The organism is Nocardioides carbamazepini, from assembly GCF_024614185.1.
GTDB classification, from domain to species: domain Bacteria; phylum Actinomycetota; class Actinomycetes; order Propionibacteriales; family Nocardioidaceae; genus Nocardioides; species Nocardioides carbamazepini.
Map to the genome: position 1 here is coordinate 240,509 of NZ_JAHTLF010000008.1, position 16,784 is coordinate 257,292.

General features: G+C 72.7%; 15 protein-coding genes. 2 read left to right on the forward strand and 13 right to left on the reverse strand.

What is annotated here, in order from left to right; translation table 11 throughout:
• Positions 1-277 precede the first annotated feature (277 nt).
• Positions 278-1,264: a phosphatase PAP2 family protein gene (locus tag KVF89_RS30340; protein ID WP_257423461.1), complete on the forward strand. Its 987-nt coding sequence runs from the start codon at positions 278-280 to the stop codon at positions 1,262-1,264.
• Here the strand turns inward: KVF89_RS30340 and KVF89_RS03680 are convergent.
• The 13 genes from KVF89_RS03680 to mraZ all read right to left on the reverse strand — a co-directional run bounded on the left by KVF89_RS03680 (position 1,225) and on the right by mraZ (position 15,517).
• Positions 1,225-1,986 carry a cell division protein FtsQ/DivIB gene (locus KVF89_RS03680; protein ID WP_257423463.1) on the reverse strand — a complete coding sequence of 254 codons (762 nt, stop codon included), beginning with the start codon at positions 1,984-1,986 and terminating at the stop codon, positions 1,225-1,227. The genes KVF89_RS30340 and KVF89_RS03680 overlap by 40 nt on opposite strands.
• On the reverse strand, positions 1,973-3,400 hold the full coding sequence (gene murC, locus KVF89_RS03685) for a UDP-N-acetylmuramate--L-alanine ligase (RefSeq protein WP_257423464.1): 1,428 nt from the start codon (positions 3,398-3,400) through the stop codon (positions 1,973-1,975). Before murC ends, KVF89_RS03680 begins: the two co-directional genes overlap by 14 nt.
• The gene (gene murG / locus KVF89_RS03690) at positions 3,397-4,491 is read right to left on the reverse strand and encodes an undecaprenyldiphospho-muramoylpentapeptide beta-N-acetylglucosaminyltransferase (RefSeq protein ID WP_257423465.1); all 1,095 of its coding nucleotides are present in this window, start codon (positions 4,489-4,491) and stop codon (positions 3,397-3,399) included. The genes murC and murG overlap by 4 nt, the downstream gene beginning before the upstream one ends.
• Before the next feature lie 30 nt (positions 4,492-4,521).
• The gene (gene ftsW / locus KVF89_RS03695; RefSeq protein ID WP_257423467.1) at positions 4,522-5,856 is read right to left on the reverse strand and encodes a putative lipid II flippase FtsW; all 1,335 of its coding nucleotides are present in this window, start codon (positions 5,854-5,856) and stop codon (positions 4,522-4,524) included.
• Positions 5,801-7,303 carry a UDP-N-acetylmuramoyl-L-alanine--D-glutamate ligase gene (gene murD / locus KVF89_RS03700; protein ID WP_257423469.1) on the reverse strand — a complete coding sequence of 501 codons (1,503 nt, stop codon included), beginning with the start codon at positions 7,301-7,303 and terminating at the stop codon, positions 5,801-5,803. Before murD ends, ftsW begins: the two co-directional genes overlap by 56 nt.
• Positions 7,285-8,355, reverse strand: a complete 1,071-nt coding sequence (mraY, locus tag KVF89_RS03705) for a phospho-N-acetylmuramoyl-pentapeptide-transferase (RefSeq protein ID WP_257423471.1) — start codon at positions 8,353-8,355, stop codon at positions 7,285-7,287. The genes murD and mraY overlap by 19 nt, the downstream gene beginning before the upstream one ends.
• A complete protein-coding gene (locus KVF89_RS03710) occupies positions 8,352-9,761 on the reverse strand; it encodes a UDP-N-acetylmuramoyl-tripeptide--D-alanyl-D-alanine ligase (protein ID WP_257423473.1) in 1,410 nt (469 codons plus the stop codon). Before KVF89_RS03710 ends, mraY begins: the two co-directional genes overlap by 4 nt.
• Complete coding sequence (locus tag KVF89_RS03715; protein WP_372497848.1) at positions 9,758-11,290, reverse strand: UDP-N-acetylmuramoyl-L-alanyl-D-glutamate--2,6-diaminopimelate ligase; 1,533 nt, start codon at positions 11,288-11,290, stop codon at positions 9,758-9,760. Before KVF89_RS03715 ends, KVF89_RS03710 begins: the two co-directional genes overlap by 4 nt.
• Positions 11,284-13,110, reverse strand: a complete 1,827-nt coding sequence (locus KVF89_RS03720; RefSeq protein ID WP_257423477.1) for a peptidoglycan D,D-transpeptidase FtsI family protein — start codon at positions 13,108-13,110, stop codon at positions 11,284-11,286. The genes KVF89_RS03715 and KVF89_RS03720 overlap by 7 nt, the downstream gene beginning before the upstream one ends.
• Positions 13,111-13,134: 24 nt before the next feature.
• Positions 13,135-13,662, reverse strand: a complete 528-nt coding sequence (ftsL, locus tag KVF89_RS03725) for a cell division protein FtsL (protein ID WP_257423478.1) — start codon at positions 13,660-13,662, stop codon at positions 13,135-13,137.
• A gap of 2 nt (positions 13,663-13,664) precedes the next feature.
• Positions 13,665-14,657 (reverse strand): 16S rRNA (cytosine(1402)-N(4))-methyltransferase RsmH, encoded by a 993-nt coding sequence (rsmH, locus tag KVF89_RS03730; RefSeq protein ID WP_257423480.1) that lies wholly within the window; start codon positions 14,655-14,657, stop codon positions 13,665-13,667.
• Positions 14,658-14,662: 5 nt separating this feature from the next.
• Positions 14,663-14,815, reverse strand: coding sequence for a hypothetical protein (locus KVF89_RS03735; protein ID WP_257423481.1), 153 nt, complete (start codon positions 14,813-14,815; stop codon positions 14,663-14,665).
• Positions 14,816-15,094: 279 nt separating this feature from the next.
• On the reverse strand, positions 15,095-15,517 hold the full coding sequence (gene mraZ / locus KVF89_RS03740; RefSeq protein WP_141002924.1) for a division/cell wall cluster transcriptional repressor MraZ: 423 nt from the start codon (positions 15,515-15,517) through the stop codon (positions 15,095-15,097).
• Between the two features lie 325 nt (positions 15,518-15,842).
• On the opposite strand from mraZ, the gene KVF89_RS03745 reads away from it, so the two are divergent.
• Entirely contained in the window at positions 15,843-16,778 is a 936-nt protein-coding gene (locus tag KVF89_RS03745; protein ID WP_372497855.1) for an AAA family ATPase, read from the forward strand.
• Positions 16,779-16,784 lie beyond the last annotated feature (6 nt).

Below are 16,784 nucleotides of genomic sequence, written 5' to 3' on the forward strand. Positions count from 1 at the left end.
TTGGTCTGTCAGTCAGTCGTCGTCTGTGTTCGTCGTCTGTGTTGTCGAGCCCGTGTCGTCGGGCCCGTGTTGTCGAGCCAGGCGGTCGGCCACCCTTCCCCAGGGGCCGTCCGGCGTGTCATCACAACCCTTACCCTCAACCTGAGGGTTATAGTTATGTCAACCTCGTCGTGGTCACGACAGTAGGTACGGCGCGGCACGCGATCGTGCAGACACGCCGAGGGGCGGTGGAACAGGCCGCAAAGACGGCGCCCTAGTCTTCACCGCGGAGGTGACAGTGACAGAGGCCACGGGCAGGGCGGAGACCCTGTCGCCGATCGCGGTGCGGGTCGTCCCGCTCCTGGTGTACGCCGGAGCGCTGAGCGCGTACGTCGTCACGGTCGGGCTGCCCAAGCAGTCCTGGGTCGCGGTGATCTGGCTGTGGCTGCTCACGATCGCCTGGGACGTGCGCAAGCCGGTCCGCGAGCACCTCGCCTTCCTGCGCGACTGGTCGCTCCCCGTCGCGCTGCTCCTGCTCTACCTCTACAGCCGCGGGATCTCCGACGACCTGGGGTTCGCGTCCGTGCACGTCACCGAGCCGATCGATGCCGACCGCTGGCTGTTCGGCGGCACCCTGCCGACCGAATGGCTGCAGGCGCGCCTGTGCGGCGAACCGTGCATCCGGGCCTCACCGCCCGCGTGGTACGACGTGCTGCTCACCACCGTGTACTACTCGCACTTCTTCGTGGCACTGTCGATCGCCGCGATCCTCTGGATGCGCAACCGGCCCGAGTGGGTCCGGTACATGCGCCGCTACCTGGCGCTCAACTTCCTCGCCCTGATCATCTACATCGTCTACCCGATGGCGCCGCCGTGGATGGCCTCACGGGACGGCTATCTCACCGACGACATCGCCCGGATCACCGGCCGCGGCTGGTGGGAGTTCGGCCGCGGCGGCGGAGGCGGCGGAGGCGGCGGCACGCACCAGAGCATCTCCGCCGTGGGCAACCAGGTCGCCGCGATGCCGTCGCTGCACGCGGGCATCGCGATCCTGGTCGCGGCCTGGGCGATCACCCGGCTGCGCGGCACCGGGCGCTGGCTGCTGGTGCTCTATCCGCTCGCGATGTCGTTCATGCTCGTCTACTACGCCGAGCACTATGTGGTCGACATCATCGCCGGCGGCATCTGCGTGGCGATCGTGCTGGTCGGCTGGACCGCCTGGGAGCGCCGCCGCGGCCGCGGATCTCAGCGCGTGGTCGGGGCGCCCGGCACCGAGACGTCGTAGACCTGCGCCTCGACGTTGAGCAGCTCGAGGAGGACCGCTGCCTTGTCGCCGGCCTGCTCCGCGCTCCCCCAGCGCACCAGCCGGCCGTCGCGCAGGTGGAGGTCGATCTCGTCCACGGTGCGGACCTCGACGAAGTCGACCAGCTCGGAGATCGCGGGGTCGAGGGCGACCACCACCGCGGCTCCCTCGGCGAGGGCGTCGCCATCGGCGGCCGGTCCGACCTTGACCCGGGGCAGGCCGGCCGGCGCCTTGGCGAGGCGACCGAAGGCGACCCCGGCGGCGTCGAGGTTGGTGAGCCGGTCCCCGCGGTCGAGCACGGCGATCGGGGTGCGCTCGACGACCTCGATCCGCACGTCGTGCGGCCAGGTGCGCGAGACGTCGACCGTCTTGACGGTCGCGAGCGACCGCAGCCGCACCTCGATCGCGCGCAGGTCGACGGTCGCGAGCGGGCCGCCGAGAGGTACGTCGGCCGTCGCGAGCACCTGCTTCTCGGACAGCTGGGCGTTGCCGATCACCTGGACCGCATCGGCACGCAGCCACGGTGAGAAGTAGACGGCGTAGGTGCCGAGCCCGAGGGCCGCGACGAGCAGCACCGCGGCGAGGACGTAGCGCCAGGTCAGCCAGCGGCGGGCGCGTTGGCGGCGCGCGAACGCCCGGCGCATCCGATCCTGGGGACCGGCCTTCGCGCCGCCCGTGCGGCCACGGCGGCTACCCCTCGCCATGGCCCCGCCTGCGGTCGCTCGCTTCGCTCCCACGCGGCTTCGCCTCCGCCAGTGCGGCGACCAGCAGGGGCGCGAGCGTCGTCACGTCGCCGGCGCCGAGGGTGAGGACGAGGTCGCCCGGGCGGGCGAGCCCCACCACCGTGTCGAGCACGGCGTCCCGGTCGGCCACGAAACGGGCCCGCCCGGCGGGCAGCGGCACGGCGGCAGCCACCGCGGCACCGGTGACCTCGGGGTCGGGGTCCTCGCGGGCGACGTACACGTCCATCACGACGACCTCGTCGGCGGCACCGAGCTCGTGACCCATCTGCTCGCCGAAGATGCGCGTGCGGGAGACGAGATGGGGCTGGAAGCAGACCACGAGGCGGCCCGTGCCCTCGATCAGCGACCGGGCGGCCTCGAGGTCGCCGCGGATCTCGCTGGGGTGATGGGCGTAGGAGTCGTAGACGCGGACGGCGCTGCCGGCCTCGCCGACCGATCCGACCAGCTCCATGCGGCGCTTGGCGCCCTGGTGCTTCGCGAGCCCGCGGACGAGGAGGTCGGGGTCCAGCCCGAGCTCGATGCCGACGGCCAGCGCGAGCAGGGCGTCCTGCGCGTAGTGGCGGCCGGGGACGGCGAGCTCGACCCGGGCGAGGTCGCCGCCCTGGTCCGCGACCCGGAACCGGGTACGGCCGCCCGCGACGGTCAGGTCGTGCCCCCGCAGCTGGGCGCCCTCGGAGAACCCGACGGTCCGGTCGGTCAGGTCGGCACGCTCGGCGAGCGTGACCTCGGCGCGGCGCGCGAACTCCGCGAAGGCCTCCTCGTAGGCCTCCTCGGTGCCCCAGTGGTCGAGGTGGTCGGCGTCGACATTGGTGATCACGGCGATGCGCGGGGTGTAGACGAGGAAGGCGCCGTCGGACTCGTCGGCCTCGACCACGGCCACCGCCGCGGTGCCGAGCCGGGCGTTGGTGCCGAGGCTCGCGACCTCGGCGCCGATCGCGAACGTGGGGTCGAGGCCGGCCTCCTGCAGCGCGACCACGGTCATCGCGGTGGTGGTGGTCTTGCCGTGGGTGCCGGCGATGGCGACGACGTCCTTGCCGAGCAGCACGGACTGGAGGCCGGCCGAGCGCGGCCACAGCCGCAGGCCCCGCGCGAGCGCGGCGACGATCTCGGGATTGTCCTCGCGGACGGCCGTGGTCGCGACGACGGTGTCGACCCCCTCGAGGTGGGCAGCGTCGTGCCCGACGTGGACGGTGATGCCCTCGCGGCGCAGTGCCTGCACGACCACCGAGTCGTTGGCGTCGCTGCCGCTGACCACGATGCCCGCCTGGTGCATCAGCCGGGCGATGCCGGACAGGCCTGCGCCGCCGATGCCGACGAGGTGGACGCGACCGAGCTGGTCGGCCGGCAGGATCTCGTCGGGGACGGGGATCCTCACCGTGCGGCCCCGGCCGCCTCGGCGATGATCCGGGCCAGCCGGTCATCAGCGTCGCGCGGCACCAGGCCGGAGGCCGCGGCCCCCATCCGGGCCAGCCGGTCGGCGTCGGTGGCCAGCGCGGGCACGGTGTCGGCGACGTAGTCGGCGGTGAACGACGCGTCCTCCACCAGCAGCGCTCCCCCGGCGTCGACGACGGGACGCGCGTTGAGGGCCTGCTCACCGTTGCCGATGGGCAGCGGGACGAAGATCGCGGGCACGCCGGTGGCCGCCGCCTCGACGACGCTGGACGCGCCCGAGCGACAGACCATCACGTCCGCCGCGGCCAGCACGAGATCCATCCGCTCGACGAACGGCAGCACGACATAGGGCACCCCGGTCGCGACCGGGTCGCGCCAGCTCGGGTCGCTCGCTCCGTTGGGCCCGATCACGTGCAGGACCTGGACGCCGGCGGAGCCGAGCGCGGCGGCGGCGCCGCTGACGGCCTGGTTGAGCCGCCGCGCGCCCTGCGAGCCACCGGTCACGACGAGGGTCGGCAGGTCGGGATCGAGCCCGAAGAACACACGTGCCTCGGCGCGCCGGGCCGGCCGGTCGAGGGTGGAGATCATCCGGCGGATCGGGAGGCCGACGTACTCCGCCTTGCGCAGCGGGGTGTCGGGGAAGCTCACCGCGACCCGGGCGGCGATCCGGGCACCGACCTTGTTGGCGATGCCCGGCAGCGCGTTCTGCTCGTGCACGACCAGTGGGAGCCGGCGGCGCCGGGCGGCGACGTACGCCGGCATCGACACGTAGCCGCCGTAGCCGACGATCACGTCGGGACGGACGTCGTCGACCACGTCGAGCGCGGCCTTGACCGCGCCCCGCAGTCGCTGCGGCACGAGGGCGAGGTCCTTGCCGGGCTTGCGCGGCAGCGGCACCGGCGGCACCAGACGCAGCGGGTAGCCGGCCGCCGGCACGACCCGGTTCTCCAGGCCGCGCGGCGTGCCGAGGCAGGTGATCTCGGCATCCGGGTCGAGTCGGCGCAGTGCGTCCGCGGTGGCGAGCAGCGGCGAGGTGTGCCCCGCCGTCCCCCCGCCGGCCAGAAGAATCCTCACGCGCAGAACCTATCGCGGGCGGAACGACGCTCAGGCACTCAGACCGGCCGACCGGGCCCGGCGGCGCTGGGCCAGGGCACGGGCGGCGCCCGGCTCGCGCCGGGCGAAGCCGATGACCAGCCCCAGGGCGGCCAGCGTCGGGAGCAGGCTCGAGCCGCCGTACGACACCAGGGGCAGGGGGATGCCGATGACGGGGAGCAGCGCGAGCACCATGCCGACGTTGATGATCATCTGGCCGAGCAGCCACACCACGATGCCGAAGGTGCAGTAGCGCACGAACGGCTGCTTGGTCTCCCGGGCGACCCGGATGCCGGCATAGGCGAGGACGAGGAACAGGCCGATCACGAGCAGGGTGCCCAGCAGACCGAGCTCCTCGCCGAGGACGGCGAAGATGAAGTCCGTGTGCGCCTCGGGCAGCTGGCCCCACTTCTGCTGGCTCGCGCCGATGCCCTCGCCGAGCACGCCCCCGCTGGCCATGGCGTAGAGGCCGTGGGCCGGCTGCCAGCCGGTGCCGTGATAGTCCTTGAACGGATCCGCGAAGGTGGCGATGCGCGCCAGTCGGGTGGGCGAGGTCGCGGCCAGGGCCAGCGCCGCGACGCTCACCACGGCGAACACCAGGCCGAACAGCCGCCCCGGCGCCCCGACGACCCACAGCATCGCGACGAGCAGGGCGAAGAAGATGAGGGCTGTGCCGAGGTCCTTGCCGACCACGACGAGGCCGGTGGCGAGCACCATGCCGGGCACGACCGGCACCAGCATCTGGTGGAGGCTGCCGAGCCGGCGCTCCTTGTTGGCGTAGATGTGACCGGCCCAGATGATCAGGGAGAGCTTGGCGATCTCGGACGGCTGGATCTGGATCGGTCCGAGCACCAGCCAGTTGGTGTTGCCGTTGACCTCGCGCCCGGCGAACGCGGTGACGATGAGCAGGGCGAGCGAGATGGAGAAGGCGGGGTAGGCCAGGCCACGCACCCACCTGACCGACACCCGCGAGGCGATGAAGGCGCAGGGCACGCCGATCACGACCCACATCAGCTGACGCCGCACGATCGTGTAGGAGTCGCCGGTCTCGCGGTAGGCCCGCACGCTCGAGGCGCTGAGCACCATGATCAGGCCGATGACGAGCAGGAGCGCCGTCGCGCCGAGGAGCAGGTAGTAGGTCGTCAGCGGGCGGTCGAGCGCGTCCTTGAGAGCGCTGAGCCAGCCCGGCCGTCGGGTCCGGGCACGGAGGCCGAAGCGGATGCGCTCGGGCCTGGTCGTCTCAGGATCGGCGGTGGTGATGTCGCCCCCCTCGCTCCTGCTGTGCTGCTGGTCAGCCCCTGACGTGGTCCTGCACCGCCGTGGCGAAGGCGTCGCCCCGCGCGGCATAGTCGGTGAACTGGTCCATGGACGCGCATCCCGGCGCCAGCAGGACGGTGTCACCCGGTTGGGCGGCCTCGGCTGCGGCGGCGACGACGCGCCTCATCAGATCGAGCTCTCCGACGGGTCCAGTCTCGGGTGTCTCCACCTCGATCACGGGCACATCGGGTGCGTGTCGCGAAAGCGCCTGCGCGATCACCGCGCGGTCACGGCCGATGAGCACCGCGGCGCGCAGGCGGGACCCGGCCGAGCGGACCAGGTCCTCGAAGGCCGCGCCCTTGGCGAGGCCGCCGGCCACCCACACGACCGGCTCGAAGGCGGCCAGCGAGGAGGCGGCCGCGTGCGGATTGGTGGCCTTGGAGTCGTCGACCCAGGTGACGTTGTCGTGGTCGGCGACGACGGCGATCCGGTGGCCGTCGGGGCGGAAGGACCGCAGCCCGTCGCGTACGGCGGCCTGGCTGATGCCGTGCGCCCGCGCGAGCGCCGCGGCGGCGAGGGCGTTGGCCACGAAGTGCGGCGCCGTGGAGGCGAGATCCCCGAGGGTGCACAGCTCGGCGGCGCTGGTGGAGCGCTCCTCGATGAAGGCCCGGTCGACGAGGATGTCCTCGACCACACCGAGCATCCCCACACCGGGCGTGCCGAGGGTGAACCCGATCGCCCGGGCCCCCTCCACGACGTCGGCCTCGCGGACCAGCCGCTCCGTGGTGGGATCGGCCGCGTTGTAGACGCAGGCCCGCGCGACGCCCTGGTAGATCCGGCCCTTGTCGCGGGCGTAGTCGTCCATGCCCGTAGGCCCGGCGTACCAGTCGAGGTGGTCCTCGGCGACGTTGAGCACCGCGGCGCTCTCGGCGGCCATCGTCTCGGTGTAGTGCAGCTGGAAGCTCGAGAGCTCGACGGCGATGACGTCGTACGGCTCGGGGTCCATGACCGCCTCGGTCAGCGGCAGGCCGACGTTGCCGGCCGCGACGCTGCGCAGCCCGGCCGCGCGCAGGATGCTGTCGAGCATCTGGACCGTGGTGGTCTTGCCGTTGGTGCCGGTGACGCACAGCCAGGGCGCCGGGCTCTCCGGGTCGCGCAGCCGCCAGGCCAGCTCGACCTCGCCCCAGACCGGGATCCCGCGCTCCCGGGCGGCGGCGATGATCGGCGCGTCGGGGCGGAACCCGGGCGACACGACGAGGACGTCGACCCCCTCGGGCAGGGTCGCGGTCGCACCCTCGTGGACCTCGATCCGCGCGCCGAGGACCTCGAGCAGCTCGGCGCGCTCGAGGATCCTCGGGCTCACGGACTCGGCGACGGCGTGCACGGACGCGCCGAGGTGGAGCAGGTTGTCGACGGCCGCTGCGCCGCTGGTGCCGAACCCGGCGACCACGGCCCGGACGCCCTCCCAGGAGTCGGTGCGACCGAGGGTGGTGGCGTCGGGGCGGTCGGGACCTGAGCTCACAGACGGGAGACCCATTCGGCGTAGAAGATGCCGAGGCCGGTGGCGACGAAGAGTCCGGTGATGATCCAGAACCGGATCACGACCGTGACCTGCTCCCAGCCGAGCATCTCGAAGTGGTGGTGGATCGGCGCCATCCGGAAGATCCGCCGGCCCTTGGTCAGCTTGAAGAACCCGACCTGCATCATCACCGACACCGTCTCGAGGACGAAGAGACCGCCGAGGATGACCAGCAGCAGCTCGGTGCGGGTCAGGATCGCGAAGCCGGCCAGCGCGCTGCCCAGCGCGAGCGAGCCGGTGTCGCCCATGAAGATCTTGGCGGGCGAGGCGTTCCACCACAGGAAGCCGAAGCAGGCGCCGGTGATCGCCGCCGCGATGATCGCCAGGTCGAGCGGGTCCCGGACGTTGTAGCAGGTCGCGCTCGGCTCCTCCTGGCAGAACTGGTTGCTCTGCCAGATGTTGACCAGCGTGTAGGCCCCGAACACCATCACCGAGGCGCCGGCCGCGAGGCCGTCGAGGCCGTCGGTGAGGTTGACGGCGTTGCTGAAGCCCGCGACGAACAGCCAGATCAGCAGGATCGCGAGGATCGTCGGCAGCACGAACCAGTCGAGCTCGCGCAGGAAGGAGACCTTCTCGCTCGCGGGCGTGCGGCCGTGCTCGTCCTCGAGCCACGGCGAGAGCGCCAGCCAGCCGAAGACCAGGGCGATCAGCGTCTGGCCGGCCATCTTGGCCTTGCTGCGCAGGCCGAGGCTGCGCTGCTTGTAGATCTTGATGAAGTCATCGAGGAAGCCGACCAGGCCCATCCCGACGAACAGGAAGAGCAGCAGCATCGCCGAGGCGCTCGGTGGGGTCAGCGTGATCAGCTTGGCCGCGAAGTAGCCGACGACCGCCGCCAGGATGATGACGACGCCGCCCATGGTGGGCGTGCCGCGCTTGGTGTGGTGGCTGGTCGGGCCGTCCTCGCGGATCTCCTGGCCGTAGCCCAGCTTGGTGAACGCAGTGATCGCGACCCGGGTGCCGAGCAACGAGATCAACAGGGCGATGCCACCGCCGAGCAGGATCGCTCTCACGCCGTCGTCTCCTCGGTGCTACTCGTCACGCTGCTCGTCAAGATCGCCTCTGCCACGACTTCCAAGGCGACGCCGCGCGACGCCTTGACGAGGACGACGTCCTCCGCCCCGGCATTCTGCCGCACCCAGGCCGCCGCCTCCTCGCGCCCCGCCGTGACGATCACCTCACCGGTGCCGTGCGCCGCTCCCTCAGCGATGCCGCGGGCCGCGTCTGCGACCACGACCACGACGTCGACGCCCAGCTCGGCGGCGGCCTGGCCGACGGCGTGGTGGGCGGCGGTGTGCTCGTCGCCGAGCTCGCGCATCTCCCCCAGAACGGCGATGGTGCGCCGCGGCCGGCTCGGGTCACCGCGACCGATCGCCACCAGCGCCTCCAGCGCCGCGCGCATCGAGTCGGGGTTGGCGTTGTAGGCGTCGTTGACGACGACCAGGCCGTCGGCACGCTCGCCGATCTCCATCCGCCACCGCGAGGCCGACTCCGCCCCACTCAGAGCGCGCGCCACGTCGGCGAGCGGGAAACCGGCCGCGGTGGCCATGGCCGCCGCGGCGACGGCATTGTGGATCTGGTGCGGGCCCGCCTGGCGCAGCTGCACCGGATGCTGCTGGCGGTCGGCGGCCGGCCGGCTGTGCTCGAGGAGGAGGGCCGGTCGGCCGAGCGCGTCGAGGCGGACGTCGCGCCAGCGCAGGTCGCCGGCCTCCCCGAAGGTGACCACCCGGGCCCGGGTCCGCGGCGCCATTGCGGCCACGAGGCCGTCGTCGGCGTTGAGCACGGCGGTGCCCTCGGCCGGGAGCGCCTCGATGAGCTCGCCCTTGGCGCGGGCGATCTGCTCACGACCGCCGAACTCGCCGACGTGGGCGGTCCCGACGTTGAGCACGGCCGCTATCGACGGGGGCGCGATGTCGCACAGGTAGGAGATGTGGCCGACCCCGCGGGCGCCCATCTCGACGACGAGGAAGCGGGTGCCGGCGTCGGCGCGGAGCACGGTGAGGGGGACGCCGAGCTCGTTGTTGTTGTTGGCGGCGGTCGCGACGACCGCGCCCTCGCCGGCGAGGGCGCGGAGCACGGCGGCGAGGTAGTCCTTGGTGCCGGTCTTGCCCTGCGAGCCCGTCATCGCCAGCACCGTGGTGTCGAGCCGGTCGAGGACGTGCCGGGCCAGCCTGCCCAGCGCGGCGACCGGGTCGGTCACCACGACGGTCGGTGCCGTGGTGGGGCGGCTCCCGAGCACGGCGTGGGCGCCGTCGGCGTAGTCGTGGCCGTCGACCCGCTCCCCCACCACCGCGACGAACAGCCCGCCGGCGAGCGGCGCCCGGCTGTCGACGTACGCGGGGGCGGAGACGGTGACGTCGTCGCCGTGCAGGGTCCCGCCGACGATCGCCGCGACCGACGAGAGCGGGAGCGGGATCACCCCGCACCTCCGGGTGAGGCGGGCGGCTCGGCGAGCAGCTCGCGCACGACCTCCCGGTCGTCGAAGGGATGAACCACGCCGGCGACCTCCTGGCCGGCCTCGTGGCCCTTGCCCGCGACGAGGACGACGTCGCCGGGCGCGGAGCCACGCAGCGCCGTGGCGATCGCCTCCCTGCGGTCGCCGATCTCGAGGATCTCGGCGGTGCCGGTCCGGGCGCCCGCCAGCACCTCGGCGCGGATCGCCGCCGGGTCCTCGGTGCGGGGATTGTCGTCGGTCACCACGACCAGGTCGGCGAGCTCCGCCGCGATCGCGCCCATGACGGGCCGCTTGCCGCGGTCACGGTCGCCCCCTGCGCCGATCACGATGATCAGCCTGCCACGGGTGACCGGCCGCAGCGTCCGCAGGACGGCGTCGACGGCATCCGGCTTGTGGGCGTAGTCGACGACGACGGTCAGGTCGCGCTCGGTCTCGATCCGCTCGAGCCGCCCTGGTACGCCGGCGGAGCGGCCGATCCCGTCGGCGACCTGCTGGGGGTCGAAGCCCGCCTCCGCGGCCGCCGCGATCGCGGCGAGGGCGTTGGCGACGTTGAACTCCCCCGCCAGCGGCACCGCGGCGGCCACCGTGCGGCCGCCGGGACCGTGCACGGTGAAGGTCGAGCCGTCGGGGCGCTGGTCCAGCGACGACACCGTCCAGTCGGCTCCGTCGACACCGCGACCGACGGCGTAGGTACGCACGGGGATCGGCGCCTGTGCCGCGAGCCGACGGCCGTGCTCGTCGTCGACGCAGACCAGGCCGAGGCGGGCGTGCCCGGGCGTGAACAGGGACGCCTTCGCGGCGAAGTAGTCCTCGACGTCGGCGTGGAAGTCGAGGTGGTCGCGGCCCAGGTTGGTGAAGACGGCGACGTCGAAGACCACGCCGTCGACGCGGCCCATCACCAGGGCGTGGCTGGAGACCTCCATCGCGCAGGCGGTGACGTCGAGCTCGCGCATCCGCGCGAACAGGCCGTGCAGGTCCGGCGCCTCCGGCGTGGTCAGCGCGGTCGGGACCTCCTCGCCGGCGATCCGCGTGCCGACGGTGCCGATCACGGCGCTGCGGACGCCGGCGGCGAGCAGGCCGCCGTCGAGCAGCCGGGTGACCGTCGTCTTGCCCTGGGTGCCGGTGACGCCGATGGTGCGCAGCGCCGCCGCCGGGTGACCGTGGACGAGCGCGGCCACCGCGCCCAGCACGGCCCGCGGATCGGGGACGACGAGCGCGGGCAGCCCGGCGCCGGCGGCGACCGCGGCGCCCTCGGCATCGGTGAGCAGGGCGGACGCCCCGGAGGCGGCGGCCTGCTCGGCGAACGTGGCGCCGTGGGCCCGCGACCCCGGGAGCGCGGCGTACAGGTCGCCGGGCTGGACCCGGCGCGAGTCGAGCGTCACGCCGAGGACCTCGACGCCGTCGAAGGCGGGCGCCAGCCCCAGGGCCCGGGCCACGGTGTCGAGCGGCGTCAGGGACGGGTGGGCGGGGCGGGTCGTAGGGCTGGTCACCACTCGACCGGCGTCTGGTTGGGCTCCGTGCCGGTGGGCGCGACGCCGTAGCGGCGCAGGGTCTGGCTCATCAGCTTGGCGAACGCGGGACCGGCGACGCTGCCACCGCCGCTGCCCGCGCGCGGGGCGTGCACCACGACGTAGATGGTGAAGCGCGGGTCGTCCGCCGGCGCGAAGCCCGCGAAGGAGACCGAGAGGCTGCCGTCGTAGCGGCGGTCGACGACGCGCTGGGCGGTGCCCGTCTTGCCGGCGACGCGGTAGCCCGGGACCGCCGCTCGGGGCGCGACGCCCGCGTCGGGGTCGACGACCCGCTCCATCATCAGCATGGTCTCGCGAGCGGCGTCCTCGCTGATCACCCGGCGACTCGTGGCGACGTCGGTGCCGATCTCGGCGCCGTCGTCGGTGCGGGCCGAGCCCTTGACCAGCGTGGGGTCGACGCGGACGCCGCCGTTGGCGATCGTGTTGACCGCGGCGGTCATCTGGACGGCGTTGACCGAGAGCGACTGGCCGAAGGCGATGCGGTCGCCGACCTGCGACGTCCAGGCCGCTCCCTGCGGCACGATGCCCCGCGTCTCGCCGCCGAGGCCCAGGCCGGTGCGCGCGCCGAGACCGAAGCGGGTGAGGTAGTCGCGCAGCTGGCCCTTCTTGAACTGGTCGGCCGCGAGCACGGTGCCGACGTTCGAGGACTTGGCGAGGATGCCGGCGAGGGTGAGCTTGAGCGTGCCGTGGTCCCAGTAGTCGCCGATCGGCCGGTCCTGCCGGTTCAGCTGCCCGGGCACCTTGAACCGCTGCTCCTTGAACCCGAGGCCGGCGTCGACCAGCGCGCTGACGGTCAGCACCTTCTCGACCGAGCCGGGCTCGTAGACGTCGGTGAGCGCGGAGGACCGGTAGAGCTCCTTGTCGTAGCGGTACGGGTCCGCTGCGTCGTAGGTCGGGTAGTCGGCCAGCGCCAGCAGCTCGCCGGTGCGGGTGTCCATGATCACCGCGATGCCGGACTCGCCACCGGACTTCGTGACCGTCTGCTGGAGCACCCGCTGGGTGTAGAACTGCAGGTCGCGGTCGATGGTCAGCGTGAGGTTCTTGCCGTCGACCGCCGGGGTGACGGTGCTGTCGCCGAGCGGGATCTGGTTGCCGGCGCCGACCTCGTAGCGGGCCTCGCCGTCCTTGCCGGACAGGTAGGTGTTGAAGGAGTCCTCGAGACCGGCGAGACCGACGATCGCACGGTCCTCGCCCGCCTTGCCGTTCTCACCGAGGAAGCCGACCAGGTTGGCCGCGACCGTCTTGTTGGGATAGGTGCGCAACGGGTCCCGCTCGGTCATCAGGCCGGCGAAGGGACGCCCTTTCTCGTCCTTGAACTCCTCCTGGATGTCGGCGACGACCTTCTCGGCCTTGCTGGCCGGGACCTGGCGGGCGATGTACTGGAACCGGCCGCCCTCGCCCTCGATCCGCAGCCGGCGCAGCGTCTCGAAGTAGTCGACGCCGAGGCGCTCGGAGAGGATCGTCGCCAGCTCCGGCGCGATCGCCCTCGTGACCTTCGGGTCGGCCACCACCATCCGGCCGTCGACGGTGTCGGCCATCGGCTTGCCGTTCCGGTCCAGGATCTCGCCGCGGGTCGCCGGCAGGTCCACGGTCCGCTGCCCCTCCGCGGCGGCCATCTGGGCGTACGAGCGCGGGTCGACGCCCTGGAGCTGGACCAGCCGGGCCGCGAAGACCGACAGCACGATCGCGATGAGCAGGAACCCGATCTGCATCCGTCGGTGCGGCGAGCCCCGGAGGACGTCGCCGGTGCGGCGCCGCAGGCGGCTCGGGGCGGGTCGGCTCACGCGCTCCAACCTACGACGCAAGGCTCACTGAACCGTGGCGGGCACGCCGTCCGTGGCCGCCTGGACCTTCTGCTTGACCGGCGGCGGGTCGAGGTCCGCCGGGCGGCTCGGGCCGGGCGGCTCGAGCGGGAGCCGGTCGGCGCCCGTCGCGGGCTGGGGGTCGCCGCTGATCTTGCCCGAGCCGAGGTGCAGGACACCGGCGCCGGACGCCGGCATCACCAGGCCGAGCTTCTCGGCGGCCGCGGCCACGTGAGCCGGGTCGTTGAGCACCTGGAGGTCCATCTCCAGGGCCTCCTGCTGGGCACCGAGGTCGGTGGCCTGGTTCTGCAGCGCCGTCTCGCGGAAGGAGGCCTGCTGCATCGAGGTGTTGAACATGAGCAGCCCGATGACGCCGCCGAGCAGGATGATGCTCACGAAGGTCACGAAGGGAACCCGCGGCGCTTGGGTGCGCCGTCGTGGAACGACGGTCAGCCGGGCTCGCTGGAGTGCCGCCTGCGCGATGCGCGGGGCGACGTACGGGAGCCGGTTGCGGAGGGGTGAGGTGGAGGACATGTCTATTCGGCTCCCTTGCCAGACGCTGCTTTCGGACCGGTGTTCGCTCGGGTGCGCTCGATGGCGCGGAGTCGGACGGAGGCGGCGCGAGGGTTCTCCTCGACCTCCGCGGGCGTGGCCTGCTCGGCACCGCGGGTGACGAGCCGGTAGGAGGGCTCGGCGCCCTCGGGCACGAACGGCAGGTCCTCGGGCACGTCGAGCCGGGTGGCCGCGGTGAAGACCCGCTTGACCAGGCGGTCCTCCAGGGAGTGGTACGACTCGACGACCACCCGGCCGCCGACGCCGATCGCCTCGACGGCTGCGGGCATCGCGCGCTGGAGCACCCGCAGCTCGTCGTTGACCTCCATCCGCAGCGCCTGGAAGGTGCGCTTGGCGGGGTGTCCACCGGTACGGCGCGCCGGGGCCGGGATCACGTCGTACAACAGGGCGACGAGGCGGGCCGAGTTGGTGAACGGCGCGGTCTGGCGCTCCCGGACGACGGCGTCCGCGATCCGGCGCGCCATCCTCTCCTCGCCGTACTCCTTGAGGACCCGGGCCAGCTCGGGGGCGCTGTAGGTGTTGAGCACGTCGGCCGCGGTCGGGCCGGTGTCGCCCATCCGCATGTCGAGCGGCGCGTCGACCGCGTAGGCGAACCCACGCTCGGGCAGGTCGAGCTGCATCGACGACACACCCAGGTCGAAGAGGACGCCGGCCACCCCTCCGTCCCGCGGCAGCCCCTGGTCGGCGACGACGTCGGCGATCTCGTCGTACACGGCCTGGACGCCGACGAAGCGGTCGCCGTACGGCGCCAGCCGCTCCCGGCTCATGGCGAGTGCATGGGGGTCGCGGTCGATGCCGATGACCCGGGCCCCGGGGCAGCGCTCGAGGACCGCCTCGCTGTGGCCGCCGAGGCCGAGCGTGCAGTCGACGAGGACAGTGCCCTCGCGCTCGAGAGCGGGCGCGAGGAGAGAGACGACCCGGTCCAGCAGGACGGGGACGTGGCGCGGGCTGCCCATGGTCCTCAGCGCCCCGCGAGGTGGGTCAGGACGAGCAGGAGCGCGCAGCCGACGGACACGGCCGCCGAGAAGGCCATCAGGGTGAGGGCGTCGCGCGCCTGCTCGCGGACGCGGCGCGTACCGGAGACCTCCGGTGGCTGCGTGCGAACGACGCTCATGCTCTCGACCCCTCGACCCTGGGAAATGGCTGTCTGCAAAATGCGGCGGATCCGCAGAGCCAGGTCCCGGCCCGCTCCCGTCCCGGTGTTCGGGATGCCGTCTGGTGCCGGGGAAGGTGCCCCAGAAGGCGGTGGTGCGCCTGTCGCCTGTGGCCGGGGAAGGTGCTACAGGAGACAGGACTCGGGAGCGGGAGCGGGCTGAGACCTCGTCCTGCGGATCCGCTGTTGTGTTGTGGCTGGTGCAGCGTGGCCCTCGGGCCGGGTGGTGCGGGTGGCGGCTCAGTCGTCGTCCTCGTCGAGGTCGGCGAACTCCTCCAGGGCCTCGAGCTGGAACTCGCGCCAGGCGGCGGGGTTCCAGATCTCCAGGCGGTCCCTGACCCCGATCACGACGACGTCGCGCTCGAGGCCGGCGTACTCACGCAGGTGGGCCGGGATGCCCACCCGCCCCTGCTTGTCGGGGGTGCTCTCGTCGCCGCCGGCGAAGAGCACCCGGGCGTAGCGCCGGGCGGCGCGGTTGGTCATCGGCCGGGCGGCTTGCCGCTCGGCCTCCTCGGCGAAGACATCGGTCGGCCAGACGACGAGGCACTTGTCCTGTCCCTGTGTGACCACGAGGCCCTCCGCCAGTCGATCCCTGAACTTCGCCGGGAGGAAGAGGCGGCCCTTGTCGTCGAGCTTCGGGGTGTAGGTGCCCATGAAGAGCATCGGGCCACCCCCAGCCGTCCCACCGGACTCCGCCGTTCCTCCACTTTCCCCCACAGTACTCCACTTTCCTCCACCGTCAACCACCAACGCCCCACTTCTTGCGGCGTTTCGCACCACCGCGCGCCCCAAATGCCCAGGTCAGCGCGCTGGGAGCGCCGGTGGAGCGGAGTGGAGGAGAAGTGGAGCGCCGGTGGGGCACGCGACGACGCCCGCGGCGGGCGCACCACATCGCCCAGGCGCGCCGTAGGGTTGCTCCACCGCAGCGAGGTGGCTGCTGACGAGAGGGAGAACAGCCGTGGAGTCGCCGAGCACCGACGTCGACAGCGTGGCGCGCGTCGCCGGCCGCATCCAGGCCAATGTGGAGAAGGTGATCGAGGGCAAGGGCGAGGTCGTCGCCGCCTCGATCGTCGTCCTGCTGGCCGAGGGCCACCTGCTCCTGGAGGACGTCCCGGGGGTCGGCAAGACCATGCTGAGCAAAGCACTCGCGCGCAGCATCGACTCGACGGTCCGCCGCATCCAGTTCACGCCGGACCTGCTGCCGTCCGACATCACCGGTGTGTCGGTCTACAACCAGTCGACCCGCGAGTTCGAGTTCCGCCCCGGCGGGGTGTTCGCCAACATCGTGATCGGCGACGAGATCAACCGGGCCTCCCCCAAGACCCAGTCGGCGCTGCTGGAGTGCATGGGCGAGCGACAGGTGACCGTCGACAACGTCACCTACCACCTGGAGTCGCCGTTCATGGTGATCGCGACCCAGAACCCGGTGGAGATGGAGGGCACCTATCCCCTGCCCGAGGCGCAGCGCGACCGCTTCCTCGCCCGGGTCTCGATCGGCTATCCCGTCCCCGCCGCGGAGATCGCCATGCTGGCCAACCATGGCGAGGTCAGCCCCCTCGACGACCTGGAGCCGGTCACCGACAGCGCCGAGATCCGCAAGATGTGCGCGATCGTCGGCCAGGTGCACGTCTCCGACACGGTGCAGCGCTATGCCGTCGCGCTCACGGCCGCCACCCGGCAGACGCCCGAGCTCGTGCTCGGCGCCTCACCGCGCGCCACGCTCCACCTGGTCCGGGCCGCCAAGGCGCGTGCCGCCCTGCAGCGGCGCGACTACGTCCTGCCCGACGACGTGCGGGCACTCGTGCAGCCCGTGCTCGCCCACCGGCTGCTGCCGAGCGCGGAGGCGGCGATCGGCGGCCGCACGATCGCGACCATCCTCGAGGGCATCGCGGCACAGGTCCCCGTGCCCGATCCGTCGTCCTGAGCGGCG